Annotated in this window: 19 protein-coding genes and 1 pseudogene; 9 read left to right on the forward strand and 11 right to left on the reverse strand. The window is 45.3% G+C overall.

Annotated features, from left to right (window positions below; genetic code table 11):
* The first annotated feature begins 279 nt into the window (after nt 1-279).
* Together PHF32_06290 and PHF32_06295 are read left to right on the forward strand one after the other, a co-directional pair.
* Nucleotides 280-1215 carry a hypothetical protein gene (locus tag PHF32_06290; protein MDD4560328.1) on the forward strand — a complete coding sequence of 312 codons (936 nt, stop codon included), beginning with the start codon at nt 280-282 and terminating at the stop codon, nt 1213-1215.
* A pseudogene (locus PHF32_06295) lies at nt 1212-2092 on the forward strand (site-specific DNA-methyltransferase). The gene PHF32_06290 and the pseudogene PHF32_06295 overlap by 4 nt, the downstream one beginning before the upstream one ends.
* 173 nt (nt 2093-2265) lie before the next feature.
* On the opposite strand, the gene PHF32_06300 reads toward PHF32_06295, so the two are convergent.
* From PHF32_06300 to PHF32_06335, 8 genes are all read right to left on the reverse strand, one after another.
* The gene (locus tag PHF32_06300; protein ID MDD4560329.1) at nt 2266-2937 is read right to left on the reverse strand and encodes a hemolysin III family protein; all 672 of its coding nucleotides are present in this window, start codon (nt 2935-2937) and stop codon (nt 2266-2268) included.
* Nucleotides 2937-3566: a nicotinate (nicotinamide) nucleotide adenylyltransferase gene (nadD, locus tag PHF32_06305; GenBank protein ID MDD4560330.1), complete on the reverse strand. Its 630-nt coding sequence runs from the start codon at nt 3564-3566 to the stop codon at nt 2937-2939. Before nadD ends, PHF32_06300 begins: the two co-directional genes overlap by 1 nt.
* Nucleotides 3567-3569: 3 nt before the next feature.
* Nucleotides 3570-4292, reverse strand: a complete 723-nt coding sequence (bamD, locus tag PHF32_06310; protein MDD4560331.1) for an outer membrane protein assembly factor BamD — start codon at nt 4290-4292, stop codon at nt 3570-3572.
* A gap of 10 nt (nt 4293-4302) precedes the next feature.
* Complete coding sequence (locus tag PHF32_06315; protein MDD4560332.1) at nt 4303-4830, reverse strand: hypothetical protein; 528 nt, start codon at nt 4828-4830, stop codon at nt 4303-4305.
* Between the two features lie 69 nt (nt 4831-4899).
* Nucleotides 4900-5808, reverse strand: a complete 909-nt coding sequence (ybgF, locus tag PHF32_06320; protein MDD4560333.1) for a tol-pal system protein YbgF — start codon at nt 5806-5808, stop codon at nt 4900-4902.
* A gap of 25 nt (nt 5809-5833) precedes the next feature.
* Complete coding sequence (locus PHF32_06325; protein MDD4560334.1) at nt 5834-7246, reverse strand: aminopeptidase; 1413 nt, start codon at nt 7244-7246, stop codon at nt 5834-5836.
* A 21-nt stretch (nt 7247-7267) separates the two neighbouring features.
* Nucleotides 7268-7750, reverse strand: a complete 483-nt coding sequence (locus PHF32_06330) for a transcription elongation factor GreA (GenBank protein MDD4560335.1) — start codon at nt 7748-7750, stop codon at nt 7268-7270.
* Complete coding sequence (locus tag PHF32_06335; protein ID MDD4560336.1) at nt 7750-8565, reverse strand: hypothetical protein; 816 nt, start codon at nt 8563-8565, stop codon at nt 7750-7752. The genes PHF32_06330 and PHF32_06335 overlap by 1 nt, the downstream gene beginning before the upstream one ends.
* 224 nt (nt 8566-8789) lie before the next feature.
* Here PHF32_06335 and PHF32_06340 point away from each other — a divergent pair, with 224 nt between their 5' ends.
* The 5 genes from PHF32_06340 (at nt 8790) to PHF32_06360 (ending at nt 11681) form a co-directional block, all read left to right on the forward strand.
* Complete coding sequence (locus PHF32_06340) at nt 8790-9266, forward strand: RNA polymerase sigma factor (protein ID MDD4560337.1); 477 nt, start codon at nt 8790-8792, stop codon at nt 9264-9266.
* 63 nt (nt 9267-9329) lie between these two features.
* Nucleotides 9330-9746 carry a zf-HC2 domain-containing protein gene (locus tag PHF32_06345; protein ID MDD4560338.1) on the forward strand — a complete coding sequence of 139 codons (417 nt, stop codon included), beginning with the start codon at nt 9330-9332 and terminating at the stop codon, nt 9744-9746.
* Nucleotides 9739-10260, forward strand: coding sequence for a hypothetical protein (locus PHF32_06350; GenBank protein ID MDD4560339.1), 522 nt, complete (start codon nt 9739-9741; stop codon nt 10258-10260). Before PHF32_06345 ends, PHF32_06350 begins: the two co-directional genes overlap by 8 nt.
* Nucleotides 10187-10762, forward strand: coding sequence for a hypothetical protein (locus PHF32_06355; GenBank protein MDD4560340.1), 576 nt, complete (start codon nt 10187-10189; stop codon nt 10760-10762). The genes PHF32_06350 and PHF32_06355 overlap by 74 nt, the downstream gene beginning before the upstream one ends.
* A gap of 136 nt (nt 10763-10898) precedes the next feature.
* Nucleotides 10899-11681, forward strand: a complete 783-nt coding sequence (locus PHF32_06360; GenBank protein MDD4560341.1) for a phosphatase PAP2 family protein — start codon at nt 10899-10901, stop codon at nt 11679-11681.
* 2 nt (nt 11682-11683) lie between these two features.
* On the opposite strand, the gene PHF32_06365 is transcribed toward PHF32_06360, so the two are convergent.
* Nucleotides 11684-13375 carry a hypothetical protein gene (locus PHF32_06365; GenBank protein ID MDD4560342.1) on the reverse strand — a complete coding sequence of 564 codons (1692 nt, stop codon included), beginning with the start codon at nt 13373-13375 and terminating at the stop codon, nt 11684-11686.
* A 451-nt stretch (nt 13376-13826) separates the two neighbouring features.
* On the opposite strand from PHF32_06365, the gene PHF32_06370 reads away from it, so the two are divergent.
* Complete coding sequence (locus PHF32_06370; GenBank protein ID MDD4560343.1) at nt 13827-14354, forward strand: hypothetical protein; 528 nt, start codon at nt 13827-13829, stop codon at nt 14352-14354.
* Between the two features lie 34 nt (nt 14355-14388).
* On the forward strand, nt 14389-16608 hold the full coding sequence (locus PHF32_06375) for a DNA internalization-related competence protein ComEC/Rec2 (GenBank protein MDD4560344.1): 2220 nt from the start codon (nt 14389-14391) through the stop codon (nt 16606-16608).
* A gap of 65 nt (nt 16609-16673) precedes the next feature.
* On the opposite strand, the gene PHF32_06380 is transcribed toward PHF32_06375, so the two are convergent.
* Together PHF32_06380 and PHF32_06385 are read right to left on the reverse strand one after the other, a co-directional pair.
* Nucleotides 16674-19715, reverse strand: a complete 3042-nt coding sequence (locus PHF32_06380; GenBank protein MDD4560345.1) for a FlgD immunoglobulin-like domain containing protein — start codon at nt 19713-19715, stop codon at nt 16674-16676.
* 549 nt (nt 19716-20264) lie between these two features.
* The gene (locus PHF32_06385) at nt 20265-22550 is read right to left on the reverse strand and encodes a C10 family peptidase (protein ID MDD4560346.1); all 2286 of its coding nucleotides are present in this window, start codon (nt 22548-22550) and stop codon (nt 20265-20267) included.
* Nucleotides 22551-23057: the final 507 nt, after the last annotated feature.

Genomic DNA, 23057 nt, shown 5'->3' on the forward strand with positions numbered 1-23057 from the left:
CATGGTATTCATCAACAATGCAAAACGACTGCTCCAGTATGCATTATCCCTTGGCTATAAAGACGTTGCCAATCTCCTTGAAGACTATGAGTCTGTCTTGATACAATTCATGAACAGGCGCTGGTACTAGAACGATATCGAAGAGATGGATAAATCCATATCTGCTCTAAAAGGGTATCGCAAAGCTGGATAATGACATACGCACTATTTCTCGCTAGCGACGCTCCATTTTCCAAGCACTTAGGTGTAGGAAAGATTAGTAATTGATAAAGACTACTTTTGCTTGACACAAACCAGGCTAACATGGTATGTGTTTCTAACGATAAAGGAGAAGAACAATATGCCAAATCACCTTTGGAGCATCGACGTAGAGAAGAAGTACTTCCGAAAATCAATGGAGCTGTCCCTTACAAAAAAACAATTGTTTTTGAATATGACAATAATTTCTATGCATACATACCTAAAGGAGTGAAATCCCAGGGGCAAACCTTGCAAAGTCGTAATTCTTCCATAGGTCATTATACAGAAAAATGGTGTAATGACTTACTCTCGCCAATAGCCAAAAAGTTAGGGTTATACGCTGTTAATGAAGTTGTATGTGATGAATTAGCTCTATCGACCAATTCACCAGCTGATTTGGCGTTCTGTACTACAGATAGCAAGAATCAAACAGCTAATGGCATCAGACTTATATTCGAAGTCAAGATGAGTATAGTGAACAATTATATGTATTCATCAGCACATGGGATTGAATTAATTGGTGATTATAAGTCACACACAGGGAATCCATCGTTACTCCGGTCGGATTCAATGCTCAAAGCTATTGGTAAATCACTCAATATACGGGTTTCAAGTAAAGCAGGAAACAAAATCCCCATCATAGTCCTTGGGAATAGTCCAATAACTAATCATTATCTACCTAAGGTGGATTTACTAAAAGAGTCTGGAGTGGTTCAAGGTTTTTGGTCATTATACCCAAATCCTTGTAAAGATCATTACAACCAAAAATCACCTAAGGGGGGATTTTGTACAATTAACAGGATTAGTGAGCTAAATGAGCTATGCAAGAAGCTCATAAACGATAATCTGATATACTTTTCATCAATGCTACCCATCCCAAAAATTGGGGAGATTATTCGTAAAGCTAGTCTTGAAGCTACCAACGAATTAAGAGCAAACAAGTTCCTGCAACTACTACGCGAGATAAACCAATGAAGAAGGAAGCTGGAACATCAACTAGTTCATTTGGAACCAGTGGTAGATTCAACCATGATTCCTCCAAATTCTACAATTCTAGGCTATATTCAGAAATGGATAATGTGAAACTACGTGATTATAGTGAAAATCAGATTCCTAGTGAATATTTGAATCACATTATTCTCGGATCAGCAGAAAACATGAAAGAATTGCCTGACAATTCAGTGCATTTGATGATGTTAGTAAGGAATATGATGATGATCTATCGCTCCAAGAATACCTGGTGCTACTCAAGAATGCATTAATTGAAACGTATCGTGTGCTGGTAAATGGTGGTAGAGCTTGCATAAACGTTGCCAATTTAGGACGAAAACCTTATATTCCTCTCTCCGACTATATATCAACCATGATGATTGAGATTGGCTTTAATTTGCGTGGAGAGATAATTTGGAACAAAGCAGCCAGTGCAAGTACATCAACAGCATGGGGAAGCTGGAAAAGTGCTGCAAATCCTACCTTGCGTGACGTTCATGAATACATATTGATATTTTCTAAAGGCGATTACTCTCGTAAGAAGAAAGACAAAGAAAACACCATTACTAAAGAAGATTTCATGACTTGGACAAAGTCTCTTTGGACTATGAATGCTGAATCTGCAAAACGTATCGGACACCCCGCTCCTTTCCCAATAGAGTTACCATATAGATTGATAAACCTATATTCATTTAAGGGTGATATAGTCTTGGATCCATTTATGGGTAGCGGTACAACTGCCATTGCAGCTATCCAAACAAAACGAATATACATAGGATACGAGATTAACACAGAATATGTATCACTATGTGAAAGAAGAATAAAGACACATATAGATCAGCTGGAGATTCCAATTCTCTAGCCATTTATCAATCTCTGATTAGGCTATCATGATGGCTGGTAAGCCAGTGCATTATCTGTGGTTCAACGATTGTTCAAGCTGATATCATCCCGTTATCATCGAGTGGTCACTGCTTTATAACGCCTTTATATCTGCATCGGCACAGCTTGGACATCTGGGGAGAGTTACATGATTTAGCGGATGAGTGTGAGCATGCCAAAGAAATGGCATACACTTCCGGCAAGTACAAAGAGATGCCATACAGCGTGATGATATGGCATCTTTTTGGCAACGTAAAATATCACTCCAAAGGTATATGCAAAGCCTCCCAAGAGCATCCAGGTGAGGAACATCGGGGGAACACTTTCCATGAGCGGCTTGATGGCTATCACGATGATCCAGCCCATCAGAAGATACACCACGAGCGAAACCAACTTCAGCTTCTTCATGGCAAATATCTTCAGGACTATGCCCAAAAGAGTGAGACCCCAGATCACGCCAAACAGAGCCCAACCCCAGCCTCCGCGCATGGTGCCGATCGTTACGGGAGTGTAGGTCCCGGCTATCAACAGAAAGATAGAAGAGTGATCCAGGATGCGAAAGAAACGTTTTACATAGGGTTGTGGAAAAGAATGGTAGAGAGTGGAGGACAGAAACAGAATAATCATTGTGGTGCCGTAGATGCTGAAAGATACCACTTTCCATGTATCGTTGATGCGAGCGGCAAACACAACCAATACTACCAGAGCGGCTATCGCAAGTCCCACTCCAATGCCATGAGTGATTGCATTTGCCACCTCTTCCGGCCTGCTTTGCGGAGCGCTGAGAGGGATGCGATCCAGAAACCGTTCTTTAGACTTTTCCATCAACTATATAGCTTGAGGATTTTCTCTTCCAGCTGAGAGGGGACAAGATCGTGAATGCTGTCTCCATGTGCAATCCTGGCCCGGATTTCGGAGGACGATATGGGGCACAGACGCATATCCAGAATAGTATGTTTGATCTGCGACAATACATCGCAGGGCATGGTGCTTTCAGGACGGGGCAGGATGATAAAATGCAAGTTTTGCTTCAACCACTCAAAGTCATGCCATTCTGGGAGTTGTATCAAATTGTCGGCACCAATGATGAAGGCAAATGACTGGTCTGGGTACAATGAGAGGAGTTTCTTCACCAAGTCGCTGGTGTAACCGCTTTCACCGCGCTCAGCGTCCCATACTTCAATGGGTGTGCGGAAGTCTTCTGCGGGATGAATGGCAAAATTCAGCGGAGTGAAGTGATCTACAGCTTCTTGAGCGAGTTGGAGTCTGTTATCGTAATCCAGAATGATGTTATTGCCCTTGAAGTTGTGTCTGAAACTGGGCACCAGAATGATCTTGTGTACCGGGCTCAGGCTCAGCACCTCTTTTGCAAGGTACAAATGCCCATTATGAATGGGATCAAAGCTCCCGCCCAAAATAGCGTAGGCACCCTTCAGTTGATCTCTGTCCGGCATATTTCAGTTAAACTTCCTATCCAGCTTGCGAGCTTCTGCAGAGCCAGGATACTTGGTTTTAAGTTTGTTATATGAAGCCAGAGCCGCATCGTTGTTACCTTGATGAAGCCGCAACAGAGCAGAATAATACAGGGATTTCCGGTCGAGACTATCGGTATTGCCCAGCTCTATTACTTCCTCAAAATACATCAGAGCAGCGCTGTAGTCCTTCATTTTGTAATATATATAGCCATTTTGATACTTCTTCTCGATCAATTTATACTGGGCCCGGCGGAGATAATTGAGGGCGTCTTCATAGCGGCTATCATTCGGAAAGCGCTCCATGAAATTGCGGAAAGCATCCATTGCGGATAGGGTTCCTTCCTGATCATAAGCAGGTTTCAAGGAATCTTCGTAGAAACATACTCCTACTCTGTAATAGGCATCCGCTACATTGGTGTGATCCGGGAATCCATCGATGAACTGCTGATACTTCAATCTGGCGTCGGTAAACTTGTTCATGGCATAGTAACTATCGGCCAGCCTAAGGGTTGCGTATGCCGTAGCCGCGGATTTACGTTCAAAAGAGATGTCGTCGTAGATGGTTGCGGCTTTGCTGTATTTGCCTCTGGCGTAGTATTGGTCTGCCAGAGCCAGCTTATCGTCTGTGCTCAGATCGGGTTTATTTCTGCTACAAGCTCCCAATGCAAGCAGAATAAGCAGAAACACACTTAAGTATCTTCTCATGAAAGGTCCTTTATTCGATAGTCCAAAGTAAAAAAATGATCGATGCCACCGCAGTGCTTACGATAATGGGTTCAAACCACTTCAAACGCGGGGATGAAATGCTGCCATCCTTGCTGTCCTGTTGAACAAAGTCGTAATGATCGATGTTTAGCAAGCGGTACTCGGGCAATTGAATCTGTTTTGTGATGAAGCTATGAACGGGTATACGCTCACTGCGGTAGCTTAGAAAGCTTTTTCGCTCCACAACCTGCCATTTCAGGTTCAATTCCACACTTACCAGAATTGCTGAGCTGATCCCATATTCATTTAGTGTTCCGTTTTCCATGCTAGTGTTATCCGGATCAAACAGGGCTCTGCTCTTTGCTTCTCTGAGGTCAAAGGATCGCTGAAGTAAGATATCCCTTAGGCTTTGAGACAAGGCAGGAGTCCATTCTCCGCAACGGATATCCAAAAACACGGGTAGATCGCTGTGCAACTGATCGGCTATATGAATTGCGATCTGTTCCGCATCCTCATGCAGCTTCTCTGCCCATGTCATACAGACACAGGCAGAAAAGAGCACAATTATCAGGATTATCCGGATAAAACTGGTTCGTATCACTTATATTTATTGTAGTTGTTTCAGCAGCTTCTCGGCAATATGCATTTCGGTGTAATCCGGGTAGTTGCTTTTCAGCTTGTTCAATTCCGTTCTTGCAGTTTGATGATCACCCATATTCATGTAGCACATCCCGATTTTGAGCTGAGAATCTGCCACTTTCCAGGATTTGGGCTGTTCGCTGATTACTTTACGGAATTCGCGCAGAGCTGAGGTAAAATCACCTTGTGCATAGTAGCTTTCGCCTTTCCAGTAGATTGCATTGCCCACATAGGTACTGCGGGGGTATTTGGCGGCAAAAGCATCCAGCTTTTTGATGGCTTCTTTGAAGTTGCCTTTGTAATATTCATCTCTGGCAGCTTCATATTCGGGTTTCTCGTTTGAAGAAGCAGTCTGAATTCCGATCTTTGAGAGGTCTTCCATCTGCTGACGCAATGAGGCAAGCTCGGACTCAAGAGCATCGATGTCCCGGGCATTCTGTTCCATCATTTGAGTGTTGGGGGTAAAAGCTGCAGCTTGTTCCGGAGTGAGGCCTTGAGTGACGATGGCGTTCATTCTGGCTTCCAAGTCGCGGATCATATTCACGATTTCTTGATCCGAAGAGGCGACCAATTCACTAAGTCCGTCCAGTGCTATAGCCATTTCTCTCACTTCAGCGATGATGGCTTTCATGTCATTTTCGTTTTGCTTGAATTGATTCTGCACATAATTCATGTCCATAACCGAATCGCCTTCAGTTTGTCCGCCACTTCTTCTGCTTTGCGTAATTTCTTTGCGTAGAACTACCAGCTCTTCATTGTTCTGAGCCAGTGCTTCTTCCAAATGATCAATTTCGCCTTGCTGTTCGCGTAGTGCTTTGTTGCTAACGCAACCACTAACAAGGATCAGCACGAGAGTAACCAATAATAATTGCTTCATAGTCTTACTCCTTTATTATGCTTTACTATCTACTTTCCAAAAAGACCTTGTATCCATTGTAAGTAGAGTATAAATCTGCTTTTGAGCACAGCTCATATAACGAGTGCATACCCATTAGGCCCACTCCACAATCGATTACTTCGGCACCAAGATTTGCCAGAATATAAGCTATGGTGCCGCCACCGCCTTCATCTACTTTACCCAATTCACCCATCTGCCAGTAAACTCCGGCTTCATTGAATATCTTCAGTACTTTTGCGGTAAATTCGGCACTGGCATCGTTGCAGGAGTACTTTCCGCCACTACCGGTGAACTTTGAGATACCGATGCCATGATTGAACAAAATGGCATTCTGTTTCTCGTGGACATTGGGATAATTTGGATCTAGCACGGCAGTAACATCCGCACTAAGTATCTGGGCGTTGATGAAAGCCTTGCGTAAGTTTACACTGCTGTTGTCTTCCCCCTTATATGCCATGAGATCGCTTACGAAATCCTGGATGAAGATGGAATGAGCACTGGTGGCGCCCTGGCTTCCCACTTCTTCCTTGTCCGAGAAATACACTATTTGAGTGTGTTTGGGCTTTTTGTCTTTGACATCCAGTAGGGCTGTGAGAGCGGTGTAGGCACAAATCCGGTCGTCCTGGCCGTAACCTACCACCATGGAATTGTCGATGCCCGAATCGCGGGATTTCACTGCCGGAACAAGGTATAATTCGGCAGAGATAAAGTCCTCTTCCTTAATGCCGTACATGCTGTTCAAAACCTTTAATGCAAAGGCTTTTACAGCTTCCTTGTCTTCGCTATTGGGCTCTACCATGCCACTAAAAACAAGATTCATTTTAGAAGCGTCGATAGCGTCATTGAGGTTCTTGCTATACTGTTCCTTGCGGGCCAAGTGGGGTAGGAGATCTGGAATGATGAATACTGGCTCATCTTCTTTCTCGCCCAGGCTGATATCCAGAATAGTACCATCGTTTTTCACCACTACGCCGTGCAGAGCGAGAGGTGTGGACACCCATTGGTATTTCTTGATGCCGCCGTAATAGTGGGTACGCATGCAAGCCATTTGGGAAGAACTATCTTCATACAGAGGATTTTGCTTCAGATCCACTCTGGGTGCGTCGATATGGGATGCCACCATCTTGAATCCTTTGGCAATGGGTTCACTGCCCAGGATCGCTATAGCCATGGTTTTCCCGCGAAAGATGCCATAGACCTTGTTGCCGCCCTTATTCCCATAGATATCCGTAAATTTATGCTTTTTGAGCAGGGCTTCCATCCATTTAGTGGTTTCCCGCTCGGTTTTTGCTTCGTTCAAGAACTGCTTGTAAGCTACGGCATAATCCATAGCTGCCTTTTGATCTTCTTTGGAAGCTTCTTTCCAGAAGTTCTTCCGTTCGTATTTGAGTTCGTCTTTTTTTTGAGATTTCTTCATTTTCTCTCCGGTTATCATTTATTACAATATATTCAGGATTCGGATGCGGCGCTCTCCCATTGGGGCTTTGATCAGAGCAATGTCACCGGGTTTCTTGCCCAAAAGGCCTTTGCCTATGGGAGAGACTACGGAAACCACCTGCATACTGGTTTCGTCTTCATAAAAGTTCAATTCTGCAGCACCAACCACTTTGAAGTTGATCTCTTTGGCGGTGTCTTCATCTCTGGTTTGACAGCTACTGCCAAAGCGGACGGCATCTTTGGGAAATCCGGAGGGATCCACTACCTTCAGTTGAGCTGCTCTGCGCCGTAGATAGTCAATCTCGGAATCTATGGCCCGCTGTCGCTCTTTGGCTGCCTTATACTCTGCATTCTCACTGAGGTCGCCAAACTCTCGGGCGATAGCCACTGCTCTGATTACTTCTGGGCGTTCAGTCATTAATTCATTTATGCGTCTTTGCAGACGTTCCATTCCCTGGACTGTTATAAAAACACTGAGGTCCACTAGGCTTTGGCTCCTTTCTTTCTGTTCAACATCTTCTTGGCGGATAAACCGGCTTTCTTTACTCTGGCATTTCCGCTTTTGGTCCATATATCCACAGGGGCCTCTAATTCAATAAAATAATTATCGATCGAAGCGCACAGTAATTCTACGATTTGTGGATCTCTGGAGATGCCAAATTCTTTCCATACCGCCAGATATGACTCCGGGGAGAGTTTGGCAACGGTTTTAAGGAACTGAACGTGCATTCCCTGCAGATCGCCCAGGGGATACACCCATTGGTTTTGCAGATGGTTGCTGATCTGATCCAGCAGGTCTTCACGCCGTTTGATCAGCTTTATTGCCAGATTTAGTGATGCTTTACTGAGATCCGGATTGTCGCTTTTAGTCCATTCATACAGCTTATGCAGATACTTGTCCGGGTATTTGCGTAAAAGCGGCAGTATCACTTTGTCCAGCAAGGAGTTGATCTGGGATGCATCGGCTTCTTGCATCATCTCTTCCATCAGCGGGAGGTAAATGTCCGGGCTTTTATGGGCTAGCTTTGCCATGATGGTGGCAAAGGCGATCTTACCATAATCTCCCTTTTTCTGCCATAAGTGTTCGTAAAAGGGGATGTAATCTTTGTGTTTGCGCTTGAGATGCTGCACAATCACAGTGCTGATGAAACTGATTACTTCGGAGGGAATCTTACCATTGACGCGTTCGGGGTAGGCAATAAAGATTATCTCAAAATCATAATCACGATTTGGGAGCTTGTTCTCCAAGTAATCCTTCGTGTCCAGTGTCAGCCTTTCTTTCCAGTCTATGGTAAGCATCTATATCTCCTATATCTACAATATTCTTCAACTTATTGCATTCTCACATGGTGGCAATATACTGTCAAGTAAAAAGTGCTTGAGCATTAATGAAACATGGCTTTTATGATGCAGGATACCACAGTCTGATGTCCAAGTTGCTGATCCCTTCATCTTCAAGTCCTGATCTCCGCTTTTCGTTTGCGGGAAGAGCGGAGAGGCTTAATATATTTAGTGGAAAGAATATGAAAAAAGAGTGTTTTGAGGAGTTTCTCAGCGCCCACGAGCAGCGGATTTTCCGCTATCTTTTGGGACTTACAGCAAGCGAAGACGATGCCAAAGACCTTGTTCAGGCTGTATTTATAGCCATTTACAACAAGTTGGAAAGCATCGATGAAGCCACCGCGCTTGCATACACATATCGAGTAGCGCACAACAAGGCGATGACCTTCATGAAGCAAAGAAGCCGCTATGTGAATGTGGATCCATCGTCCTTTGTTAATGTACTAAAAACACCCACCCCTCACGCAGAGCCTGACTACACATTCTTACACGATGCTCTGAGAGAATTGCCCCATCGCATGGCCGCAGTAATCCAATTACAATACTTTGAAAAGCTCTCTTACAAGGAGATCTCCGGCCAACTGGGAATCAGCGTGAAAGCAGTGGAATCTCTCTTAGTGCGGGCCAAGCGGATACTGCGTAAAAAATTATGCAGGTAAACAAGGAGTTTTAAGTAATATGAGCAGAAAGCGAAAAGTACCAAAATACAGAAGGAGAGAACTATGAGATGCAACGAAGCTGAACGCTACATCAGCCTGAAGCTCGATAATGAGCTTCCCGCCCCTCGTGCTGATAAATTGCAGCAGCATCTGCAGCAATGTTCCTCCTGCAGAAATATCATGGAGCAGAACCAAAAGATACAGAGCCTGCTAAATGCCCCGATCCAGAGTGAGTATCCATCTTGGATGCATCAGCGCATTATGCACAATCTACCTGAGGTAAAGCCCAAAAGCTGGCTATATAAACCCGCATTCAGCTTTGCCAGCACCGGCCTTGTGGTGGCACTAAGCCTCTATATGGGCATCTTTGCCGGATTCAAGGGCTTTCAGGATAGTGCATACCTCTCTGATTATGCCGATGAAGAAAGCACTCAACTGATCTTTGGCGAAAACAGCCTCTTGGAGATGCATGATGAGTAGAAGAATCACTACGATATTGCTTATTATCTCATTATCCTTCAATCTGGGGTTTTTAGGAAGCATTATCTGGATACAACTGCATTTCCCGCACCCAATGCGCCATAACAGCACCCACAATGAATGGGTTCGCCTGCCCGAGCACATTCGCAATGACCGTAGCGATCCTGAATTGAGGCGGTTGCGCGTAGCTTATGATGACCAAAGAGTGAATCTGATGCGCGCACTTGCCCTCCCGAACTACGAGGAAATGGACGTTACTGCGATTATTGATTCCTCTTTGACAGCCCAGACCTATCTCGAGAAGGAACTTGGCTACAGACTTTTGGACATTCGAAAACAAATGAGCGCGGAAGAAGCTGAAGAGTATTTCGGTTCCCGTGCCGATATGTTGGAAACAAAAATTAACCGATACCGAAACATACCGAACAGGAGTAATAAAAATGAAGAAAACAATGATTATAGGCTTGATCCTGGTGATGGCCACCGGCATCCTCCTCGCCCAGAGAGACATTAGAAACGCAACCGACAACAATCCCATGGGGATGTGTCAAATGCCAGATCCCGGGCAAACATGCATGCAAGAATTGAATCTCAATGAAGCTCAATTAAATAAGTTCGCCGAGAGCAGAGCTGCCTTTCAGAAGCAAGAGAACACTCTGAGAGCCGAAATCAACAACCTGAGACTGGACCTTGTCGCCGCCATGAAAGCTGAAAACATGAAGCGTGTAAAGGAACTGAATAAACAGATTAGCGACAAGGAACTACAATTGCAAAATGCTCGCGTGGATCTGATGTCAAATTATATGAAAGAACTCAACAAAGAACAGAAAGCTATCATGCAGAAGCACATGCCCATGATGATGGGGCACGGCTTCCATCCTCAAATGAGTTCCAGAAACAGATTCTCCGGCAGAATGATGCACCGCAGAGCACCAGGTATGGGCGAAAGACAGCATGACTGTGAAAACGACTGCGATGACTGCGACGGACAGAGAAAATTTAAGAACAGAAAGTAACAGTATCCCTCCTCAGCAACACACACAGACTAATGCCACGGGTTCCCCTCCCGTGGCATTTTACATACCCCCTTTCTTTATGATAGATCCCGAGAATATTCTTGACGAATGACAGGGAAATCCGGGAGGTGATTCTATGAAGATGCGTCTTTTCTTTCTACTGATAGTAATGACTATTGCCTCTGTCCTGTGTGCAGAGCAGCAGCAAAGCTATACCCTCCGATACTTAGAGTCTTATCCTGAGAGCGTAGGAAAGGCACTCGTAGCACCCCTCAACTGGAACAGCGGACATTGGTTTCGCACTGGAGCGCTGGTGTTTTCCACAGGAGCCTTGTATCTGGCAGATGAAGACATTCGAGACTTTTTCCAGCGCAACCACAGTGAGTTCAGCGATGCGCTGATGACGAGTGCAAAACAATTCGGAGAGAGTAAATACGTACTCCCGGTTTTAGGCGCAACGGTTTTGGGAGGCTACATACTGGATTCCGATAAAACTATGGACACCGGACTCTTATCTTTGAAGAGCTTCATCCTCGCAAATTCTGTGACTATCACTCTGAAAACACTTTTGCAGAGACCGCGACCTTCCGCAGACAAGGGTAAAGAGTTCTTCTCCGGCAAGGGCTTTGACCGCAAGCGGGACAGTTTTCCTTCCGGACACTCAACGATTGTGTGGAGCCTTGCTCCGATCCTGGCGGATCAGTATCAGAAAAACAAGTGGGTGCCACCTGCAGCCTATGGCATAGCCGCTCTTACTTCCATATCAAGAGTACACGACAACAATCATTGGGCCAGCGATGTATTTGCAGGTGCCGTGATCGGTTATGTGAGCGCAAAACTGACGCTGGATTCCACTCCGCGCCTGCAGGTGTTGCCTAATCCAGATTTGGCTGGTATCAGCTTATACTTTCAGTATTAGCGCTACTTTCCCAACACGTAAGTTACAAAACCAAGCAGGGCGCTCATATATGAGGAGTTACCCTTGTAGTATTCATCAATGATTTTGTCCACTTTTGCATGATCCAGCCAGGAGTCTTGCACAACTCTGGAATCATACCTGAGATTCATAATCTGCTCTTTGTGCGCTTTCAGAAACACATCATTACGGGATGGCGGGGGATTCTTTTCTCTTCTTGCCTTCATGGATACAATGAGTTTCACCGCATAAGGCCGCCAAATATATGGGGCACTGTGCCTTGCAAGAGCCAGCGGGTAGTTTCTCAAGAGCGGTTGATGCATCCGGATCATCCTGCGGTGAAGCTGCTCATCCAATTGGGCAAATGCGCCGTAATGCCAGTGTTGATTGAGTAAAGAGGCTTGCAGATAAGGCATATGATCATTTATAATGTCGTCCATTTGGCATAAGTCCGGCATGTTGATGCTCCGCGGCGAATATCGCACATATAGGAGATCCATCCATAGTGGATTAATCATGCCCTTCGTCGATGGCATCTGTGCTACTACTTCTTTGAGGGAATTGATGAAGCCTTTGTGCAGGATCAAGTTTATCTCGGGATCAAAAAAACAAGTGGGTTTCAGATTCATATATTTGGCAAATTTATGGTAATCCGGGCCATGAAGTTCAAAAAGACTATAATAGTGTGCTGCCATCATGCGACAGCGGAACATCTCCCCGTAGTATCCCCCCAAAAAGACATCGAAATCCTCTGCCAGAATGGGAAAATACTGCATCAGGCAACTGCTTGCCGGATTGTATCCAAATCCCCGTTCATAAAGGTATTTAACTGCGGATTCCCACCCTGTATCCACAGAACTCTCAGGAATAAACCGGAAAGGTATCCCAAAATCGTCGGTGATACGCTTTGCAATACAATAATCAGCGCCATCATCCTTACCGAAGTGAACGGCGGTAAAGGGGAGTTTACTATGCAACATAATGGCAAGCAAGGTGCGCGCATCCATACCTCCGCTTAATCCCAAACACACTTTCCTCCCCGCTCTGAGGGGCAACAACGTCATGTTTTCCAAGAGCTTGTGCAGGTCTTGGACTTCGGCTGTAGGACTGAAAGACTGAAAACTGAACTTGGCCCCATTACTGCCCAGAATCAGCCTTCCACGCTGATACAGCATCTCTACATCGCTATAACAACAATGTCTGGAAGGCCCATAGCGACGCAGATGGGGTGGAAACTGGGTGTGCCAATACACTCCAAACTTGGCAGGATCCAGTGTGGCCAATCCGGCATCCTTCAACAGCGAGATGTCAGAACAGAAAAAGTAGTGGTCGGATGATTCATGAAGATATAAGCTGCGTTTGCAGAGGGCGTCGTTATATGCACGTATCTCCTGATTTCCCGCTATCAGAATCAACCAGTGCCCATCCATGTACCCCAATAGCTCTTCGTTGGATAACAGTCTCTGCCAATCATCATATACCGGATATCGAAAGTCCGTGTCCATACGCAGAATGGGATCACCCAGGATGAATACGGTTTCGTCAGGATGATGTGGATGAGGAAACGAGAGCAGGCTCTTGCCACTACCTCCGGCGTACACTCCCAACTTTGCCGACTCAAATGAGTGCAGATATGGCCTCAATGGCGCATGGTCTGTTTTGCCTTCTTTAAAATAGTATCCGTATAACCAGCTCATTTATCATCCCTAGTTTTGATAAAATCACGATGTAGCCGGGCGGTTATTCGTCAAGTTTTTTCAGTGATTTGTCTCAATCTGTGTTGCATTGGGCGTAGGAAGATGTCTCCATCCATCAATCCCAGTAGTTCAAGCAGTACCGAAGCAGATATAAAGCCGTTATAATCGGGTGCTCACTCGATGATAACTCGATGATATCAGGTTCGGCACTCTATAAAACCCAAAGAATGCACGAAGTAACAAGAAACCTATGCAAAGCTGGATATCCATTCATAATAACGATAAGTTTATCCGTAATTTAACACTGTGAATGCTGCTTATTCTGCTCATTATTCCAGTGATCTACTCCATTGTGGATTCGTTTTTTGGAAAACTGGGCTTGACCAGATTCAGGGAGCACAAAAAGTTTACCGAAGTAATGGAATGCAAAACGGAAGATAAAGGAGAACAAATGCTGACTTATATGAACTGGGTGAACAGCTGGCCTATCATCAGCGCAATGATACAGTTTGCCATATTGGGAACCTTGGGCGAGATCGTGTCCAAGTGGATTATCCAAAAGAACTTCAAGTACCCATTCGGATTATGGCTTACTCTGAGGAAGATGCTGGTCTGGGCTCTGCTCGCTGTCGGTATTAAATATGCTTTCAAAGGCTTTGGTGGATTCCTGCAGACTCTTATTGATTCCAGTATGTGGCCCCGCTTTGCAGAAGGTAGTTTTGGCCAGGCTTTCTCGCTGTCGGTACTGATGAACCTGCAGTTTGGTCCCACAATGGTTATTATGCATAGAGTGTTGGACAACATCCCTGAAAAAGTAAAGAACTGGAATAATATGGATAAGAGCATGTATAGTCTGCTCTGGTTCTGGATCCCGGCGCACACTGTCACTTTCATGATGCCGGATATGTTCCGGATGGGTTTGGCAGCTGTGTGGTCAGTGGCTTTGGGACTTATTCTTGGATTCTACAACCGAAAATAGTAGCACAATACATCAAAACCGGCTACCCAGCCCAATGCTTTGGCCTGTAGTCTTTTGGGTAGCTGGCATCATCGTGGGGCATCATCTGCAAGTTCCAATTGTGGGTGTTGTGCTATCTGCGATGGGACTCGCTTTTGCAGCATTGGCATTGAAGAGTCTGCGCTCTGTGGTGATATTAATGCTCTTCTTTAGCTTCGGGATTCTACGCTATGAGGGAAGCAAAAAAGAAGACTCTGGACTCATCGACATCTTGAATACAAAGACCGAACTGCAGCAGAGGATGCAATACCGGGTCGACACCAAACTGGGTGATAATGTGTTTCAGGCGTCTTTGATGAAGATCGCGGACTTCGAGGTCTCTGAAAAAGTGCTCTTGTATCACTCCAATGAGCTGGATGTAGGACACAGCTACTCCTCACTATCAATGCTGGAACCAAGCCTCAGTGATCCCTTGTTGGACATCTATCCGCAACGCTTCAAAGCAGTGTTACGCCCTGTCCTGCCACCAGAGGATCTCAGTGTGAAGTTCAAACCCAATCTGGTTTCAAGGGTGCGAACGCAATTGCAAGAGCGGATGGATAGGTATTTTGGCGCATATTCACCTTTGGCGAAAGCTTTAGTGCTGAGTGATACCAATTTCAAGCGAGAGCATCGGCTGGAACTGAGCCGGGCAGGCATCACACATCTGATAGTGGTGAGCGGTCTTCATGTAATGATGCTGAGTATGATCTTTATGACTATTCTGCGGCTTTTCTTCCCTTTACGTCCAGCGGAGGGTTTGTTCATGATTTTTCTGCTCTTTTTTGCAGCATTGAACAACTGGGCTCCGCCCATACTCCGCGCCATGCTGATGATAGATTTGCTGATCCTATCCCGCTGGCTTTCCCGTCACCTGGGAGCGGCGCAGAATCTCTCAGTCTCTTTGTTTGTCATCACACTCATCAATCCTGCCGAATTGTTTCAACTGGGCTTGCAACTCTCTTTCCTCAGCGTTGCTTTGATCGTCTTTGCCTTACCGCAGATTAGGCACAATGGGCGATCGGTGCTGCGCAGAACTGCAGTAACCCTGTCTAACTACATGCTAGTTAGTTTCGTAGTGGGCTTGGGAATTGCGCCTTTGACCCTGTATTATTTCGGGACAGCCTCACTGAACGGTATTTTGGCCAATCTTCTGGGGATTCCTTTGATGACTCTGCTGCTGGCATTATCCATCATCGTTCTGCTGTTTCCCTTTGGTGTTTTCATCTGTGTTTTCAAGGTTATAGCCGACATCTGGCAATACTGGACTGATATCTGCGCACAACTCCCCTTCTTTATCGAAGGATACTGGGTGTCTCTGGCTCAAGCGTTGGCAGCAGGATTATTTGTCTTTCTGCTAATCTTGCTGATAAAGGGACGTTTCCGGTTGCTTCTTAAAGTGTCGCTTCCGCTGGTATTGTTGGTGTTGGTTCTGTTGTTACTACCTGCATACCACAAGGATGAGGTAATCTTTTTCAATGCGGGAGTAGCAGATTGCAGCTTGATCTTCGACGACTTGGGGCATTCATTGATGATAGATACCGGGGGCGTTCCCGGTTCCCGGGCGGAAACCGACATGAGTGAGGATAGTAAGGGTGAATCCTGGATGCAAAAGAAGCTATTGATATGGCTGGCTCGAAACCGGATCCGCACTTTGGACTATCTGCTCGTCACTCATTTACACACAGATCATGCTGGAGGTTTAAGCGCCATATTAAGTAACCTGAATGTGAAGAACCTGATAATCTCTAAACAAGATCTGGACAGTGATGTATGGCAGAGCTTAGCCCCGCATCTGAGTCTGGAAGATACCAATATTGTATGCATCACTGATACTATGAGCATCACTATGGGTAATGGCCGTCTGAAGATTCTCCATCCCGATTCCCAGTTTACCGATGCCGAGATGAACAATCAATCCGTAGTCTGTCGATACGATACCGATGCGCTTAGTTTTCTCTTTACCGGAGATATCGAAAAGGAAGCAGAAGATTGGTTGCTTCAGCATTATCCTGCTGAACTCAAAGCCGACATTCTGAAGGTGGCTCATCATGGCTCTCGGGGTTCTTCTTCGACTGCCTTTCTGGATACAGTCAAGCCGATTGAGGCTGTATTTCCCAGCTCTAAACGCAATGTCTATGGTTTTCCTCATCCAGATGTTGTCCATCGCATGAATAATGCTGGCACTATGCTGCGCTACACCTACAACGGCTCTATTCGGTACCGCACCAGATAAGCTCGCCATATCAAAAAGCCCCACCATAGTAAGTGGGGCTTCCAATGTACCTGCAAAAGGCAGGATTATTTCATCAGGGTTATTTTCCTCATAGTATCGAATCCCGGAGCTCTCATCTTCAACAGATAAGAACCGGTGGCTACTGATCTGCCGCTTGCGTCTTTACCGTCCCACACTGCTTTGTAGGAAGCGGAAGCTTTGGTTTCAGAGACCAGCGTGCGTATTTTCTGACCCTTTGTGTTGTAAATCTCCAGGCTCACCGGACCGGCCTCGGCGATTTCGTACGCTATCGTAATGGAAGGATTGAAGGGATTGGGGTAAGCATTTTTCAATGTAGTAACCAAAATCACTTCCGGAGTGGGTTCTTCAGAGATGGCTATTGCTACTTTTATGGAATTGGTGTAGGTGGAAACGCCATCTATATCCTGTATTTGCAGCCAATAGTAATACTCACCAGGCTGAGGAATGCTGATATCTGTATACACGTAGCTAGTTGTAGTTGAAGTATTGGTGGCATCGATGAGAGGGCTCACCATTTCAGCTTGATCCAGATTGTTCTCCAGGCTGCGCAATACGTAGAAACCCTGTACGCCGGTTTCACTTTGAGTAGTCCAATTGATTCTGACCTTGGAGTCGCTAACTACCGTGGCACTGAAACTGGAAAGAACCACAGGCAGAGTTTGCCCGGAAATGTCATTTGTGATCATCTCCAAGCTGTATCCTGCTTTACCATTGTTCTTCATGGCGTCTATTGTGATGGTGAAGGTTTTGGCACTTGTGTTGATTCCGCCAGCGCCGAGAGATATCAAGGATCCGCCGTTGATTCTGTATCCAATGTCGGTGGGATCGTATCCTAATCCAGCGTAGGACATAGTAAACGTACCCACGCCTATACTTTGGTTATCAAACTCCAGCAGATAACGCAGACCTTCGGGAGCGGTACCGATACTTACGGTTACGTTCACCACATCGTTTGTGCCGGATGTGAAGCTTGCCGGATCGATGGTTAAAGCTGGATTAACAGCACCTAATGCGCCTAGTGTAACGGCTACGGGATCGCTGGTATTGATCTCTATGCTACCGGTTCCTGATCCCGTCTGCTCGGTGGATACTTGCTGAGTAGCAGAATATTCACCGTATTCGTTATCGGCGTCTTTGCTCCTCATGCGGACATAATAGGCGGTATCTTCGGTCAGGCCGGTTATCAAGTGTGATGTCACAGATGCATCGATAGCCTTGTTCTCATAACCAGTTACGAAGCTAGAGAAGGTGTCGCTTGTGGACATATCCAGGCTGTAGCCTGTAGCTCCGTCCACAGCGTTCCAAATGAGCCGTATAGTGGTGACGGTAGTGGTAGCGGCCAACATTACAGGAGCAGCAATGGGCTCTTCATCGAGAGTGACTGTCACTACATAAGTACTGCTGGAACCATCACTGGCGCTAAGTACATAGCTGAGCGGAGTGCTGAAGTTGTTGACGGTAACTCCGCTAGATTGTGTGTTTGAGCCAATTTTCACTGTGATACTTGTGGGAACCGCGAAGGTGGCTACCAGATTTGTGAGATTGGTGTCATAAGGCACCAGCAGGTCAATGGTCCGGACATCGTGATCGATCACACCAGTTACGCTTAAGGCAGTAAAGGCAAAAGAGCTAAAGCCCATGGGAGTAGCGCCCACGTTGATGCTTTGAGGATCTTCTATAACGGTATTATCGTAATCTGCTACAACATAGTAGGAATATGAACTTCCATTTAGAGCTGCAGTATCGGTGTATGAATATGCACCCTTACCTGCACTGTAGTCCACTTGGGTAAGCAAGCTACTGTTGCGGTATATGATAAATGCATCCAGCTTTGAAGTGGGCTGCAAGCCGTTTGGCGCATCCCAGGTAAGTGTTACCCGGTTGTTTCCCACAGATTCACAGGCAAAATTCTTGATGGGATTGTTCGTAAAGTCTATCATGAAACCGGTTGGAGTAGTAAGTGCGTTGGTCTGTCCCTCCATCTGATCTGCGGGGATGGTTACACGCAGAGTCCCAGTGTTCAGTATGGAAGCATTGTGCTCATGATACACGGCATTACCGCTTATGCCAAACCGAATCTGAGTAGTTGAGACACGGGTGATGCTTCCTACCGCCAGTCCTGTGGGAAGGTTGCTAACCGTTATTCCGCTAACACTGGATTTGAACTGACCATTACTGATATTTACTATTATCTCTCCAGCAAGGCTGCCGTCGTTGTTGCCGTTTTCATTCAGCAGATTCGTAGATGCGTCTATGGATATGGTGGAACCTTGCATGATCTGATTTGTAGCTGGGCTAAATGCAGGCTCGCCTTGCAATACTCCGGTGAGTGCAAAAGGGATCACTCTCAACTTCAGGAATCTGCCCAAATCGTCATCAGTAATGGTGTAAGACAAACTGTTGGCACCAACAATGGCTACATAATATCCACTGGGATTAGCTTCAGTGGAACGCATCCATTGGATGGTCGTGCTTCCCGTATCCTCTAAGTCATTATCAGCATCATAATAGCCATAGTTTCCAGTCAATGTCTGTCCCACCCTGGGGACATCAGGTGGATTCACAAGAGATACTGTTGCTGTGGGTGCAGTGTTTGTATCCAGTGTGATATAGCCATAATCTCCTGTTGAATACACTATGGAACTTAGGACGGTATTGAACATCCCATCATCACCATAGATCTGAGTGCGAACCTTGAAACTGTTCATCCCAGTAGGCGGCTCAGGTAGCACGAAAGTCAATGATCTGGTAATGTGTACGCCATTGACTACCGTTTGATCGACGAAAGTGTTGGTTGTAACATCTGTAGTAGTCGACGATCCGGTGCCATTTTGTCCTGAATACCAGTAGATACGAATCTTATTCAGATTTGTTGATCCCAACGAAGCACCCTGGATCAATCCTTCGATTTCATCAAACTCACTGAGTGTGAAGTTGTAAGTAACGGTTATAGTATCCCCTGGTCTGGCTAATTGAGGGCTACTGTCATCTGTAGATAAACTTGCTGTTATCAAGCTGATACCGGCTCCAAAAGCCATTACAGTGAACAGCCCAAAGACAAGCAAAGTTAATAATCTCTTGCACATAATATTCCTCCAAGAATGTAATTTTGCATTTATACTCTACTCGTTTCAACCTGGTCTTAAGCGCAATCCGAAAACCACTCTATCTATAATAATATCTATAATAGCCAGAATGCCTTATTTGTCAAGCAAAAAAGGCAAATTACGAATGTGGATAAATAGGTGTTGATATCTTTCAACATCACTAATGAATATTCCTGCGATCCTCCAGAAATAAGGTTACAATAAGCTTTCCATACCATCATGTTTATATTACTATAATAGATATGGGCTTATGTGATTTACATCGTCCAAAATGCATTTGTCGTGCCTGCTGATATCGATATTTGTTAATTTTCTTCTATTCCTGGTGTTGAAAAGATTCTACATTATTCCGATGTCTCACCCAGCAGTTAACAAGGGCATTATCCCACAAGCAGTGAGACCGATAGCTGACGTTTCGTCAATCACCCAATATACTTTGCAATACCTATCCATTCCCTGCCATCATAGTACTCTTCACACAAAAAAGTCCCGCTTGTGGGCGGGACTAATGTGGATCGGCGGTCTGTTCTATTTCATCAAGCTAATTTTTTTACTAAGTGTATTGTGTTTACTGCTTACTCTCAGCAGATAAACTCCAGTTCCCACGCTGCTGCCCCGCGCATTTATGCCATTCCACACGAAGCTGTGTTCACCGGCGCCAAGATATCCAGTATGCAGATCATATACTTTTTGTCCTTTCATATTGTAGATGGCGGCATCCACGTTTTGTGCTTCCGGATTATTCAAATAGATGGTTGTAGTTGGGTTAAAGGGATTTGGGTAACTCTTCAGCACAATATTGAGTGGGCTGACGTCGTCTTCGTTTGCCGTAATCGGAGAAAGAATGACGAAACCATTTCTGATGTTTGTGATCTGTGTTTCGTTCATGTAGAAATTGCTGAAGGTAACGGGTACCATCTCTATTTGGCTAGTATTTCCGATGCCCCTGAAGCTCAGTTTCATCAGAGGTAGAATGTCACCTCCGATTGACTGTTCTGAATCGCAGCTAATGTGTAATACACCTGGTTCCAGAGTGTTTATGGTCACGTTATCGATCCCTTCCAGCAAGGTATCTTCACTGATGACATCAGCCAGTTCGACTTTTGTGCCGTCGAAATTGATCTGGTATTCAATGTGAGTTACATCCCAGGAAGGTGGTAGGTAGCTGCTTTCCATAAGCATTGTTCCCAGCTGATTGTAGCCCAGATGTACTACATTGTTCACAGATATAGAAGTCTCTGCCAAAGTAGCGACGGGGGCTACAATGTCAATCAGGAGCGGATCCACATTTTGCAGATACTGCCCATTGTATGCCATATCTACCTGCCCAAAATAGTAATTACCCGGATTCAAAGCTCTGAAGCGGAATTTGAAGAGATCTCCAGCTCCGGAGAGTGCCGTGCTTCCCGACCACGTGATGTGCAGGTAACCGGTTTCTTCGTCATTTATTACTTGCATGTTTCCGCCTTCAGTCATAGTATCACTGAGATCATATTCGAGATACTGCATGGAGTTAGAATCGTAAAACAGGCTTAGCGATACACTGTTTACACCCCAACTTGCCAGCACCGGATAGGTGGCTAGTCTCAAGGTCAAAGGATCTCCCGCCATGGGGATATTTGCTTTCAGTTGAATCCTGGGATCCGTAATGCTATAGTTTTCCGGGATGGTATTGATGATTGTGGCTTGATACAGGTTAAAATCGTAGCTGCCGGGACTGATGTCGTCCAGATAGAAGTATCCATTGTAAGATCCGCCCCAACCGAAGTTGAAATGGATGTAATCCGTGCCTTGATAGCCGTCGCAATTCCAGGCATGACCGGATGAGTTATTGGATCCGCTGTAATACAAAGGCGAGCCGTTGTCCAACTGCTCCCGCAACATGCTGAGCCAATTGCTTGTGCTGTAGTACTGTTTCTGTTCATAAGCTGCATTTGGATAACGGAAATATTCCTGAAACGCGTTTTGTGCTTTCATTCCATTTGAGCCTGATCCATCCGGAGCAAAGCCCATTTCCACTCCCACTGCAGTGTGGTAGATCAAGGTGGCTATTGGGATGTTTGAGCTGCTGATCGCATTGGGCATCTCATCCCAAAGGTAAGTGGTGTTGCCATAGTTTACACTTTGATATCCGTAGCCGTAGGCATAATAGCTGGAATTACCCTCTCCTGTGATAGGTTTGTTCCAGTATTTCATCACCTGAGCCATAGCTGTCGCAACGCAACCGGCGTAAACCCTACCCCCGGGACCTGCGGCGTCTGCAGGGCACAATTCATTGTAAGGCCAATCCTGATTCCAATTTGTCTGAATCAGGGGATTTACATCCCTGGTGCGGGGTAAGTTGCCAAAATCGTTTTCACCATATTCTCGCCAAAGACCGGAATTAGCTTCATTTTCTACTAAATTATCCCTTATATATCTGGTGTTTTGAGCATAGTAATCCAACCACATCAGGAAAGCGGGAGGCATGTCGTTCAGATCGTCGCAGGGGCTTGAAGAATACGCCAGAACGGGAGGCATATTGCTGTCAGAAGAGACAAGCGTGAAAGCTCCATTATTGAAATGGATCAGATACAATTCCGGTTCTTCTTCAGGACTAAAATCTGTCCGCAAACTTTGGGACTTCAGAGTGCCACCCTGGAAACTTTTCATCTCCAACAACTGATAAGCTGAACCAGGTTGATGGTGTTGCATCCAGTTTTGCGCAACCGTAAGCGCTTGGTCAGGGCTGATGAATGATGCGCCAAGCCCCAAGCAAAACAGCAGCATTGCCGCGCACAATATGCAACTCTTCAGTCGGTTGAAATACGTCATTAAGACCTCCTGATCTCATTGATATATACTTTCTACTACATAACAGTAATACAATATTTGAGCCAAAACGAAGATTATTCAGGGCATTCTCTCTTGATTGAGCAGTGCCGAACTGGATATCATCGTGATATTATCGGGTCGTCACTCGATGATCACCCGATGATATCTGCTTTATATCCCGATGAAATGTAGGGCTGGGTATGTGCTAAAGCTCTGCCCGTAGAATACTAGCAGCATAAAAGGATGACTTGCGTTAGTGTTGACTATCTTTTGAATCATTGGTTGCACGGCTATGCCTGAGAGTTTTCGGAGGATTGCCGTCGCAGTTGTTGATTAATTTCATCACATATCTGAGTGAAAAGCAAATGTTGGGGTTTTTAAAGGCATTCCCCCAAAAAATCGAGTTCTCATGTCTATAATAGCAATTAAAGATATGATGTTAGCCATTGCAGATGTCCAGGTATTTCATTTTTCAGATTTGCCACATTCGCTTCAAAATCGGGTTCA

It is taken from the genome of Candidatus Cloacimonadota bacterium (assembly GCA_028706475.1).
Taxonomy (GTDB): Bacteria; Cloacimonadota; Cloacimonadia; order Cloacimonadales; family Cloacimonadaceae; genus UBA5456.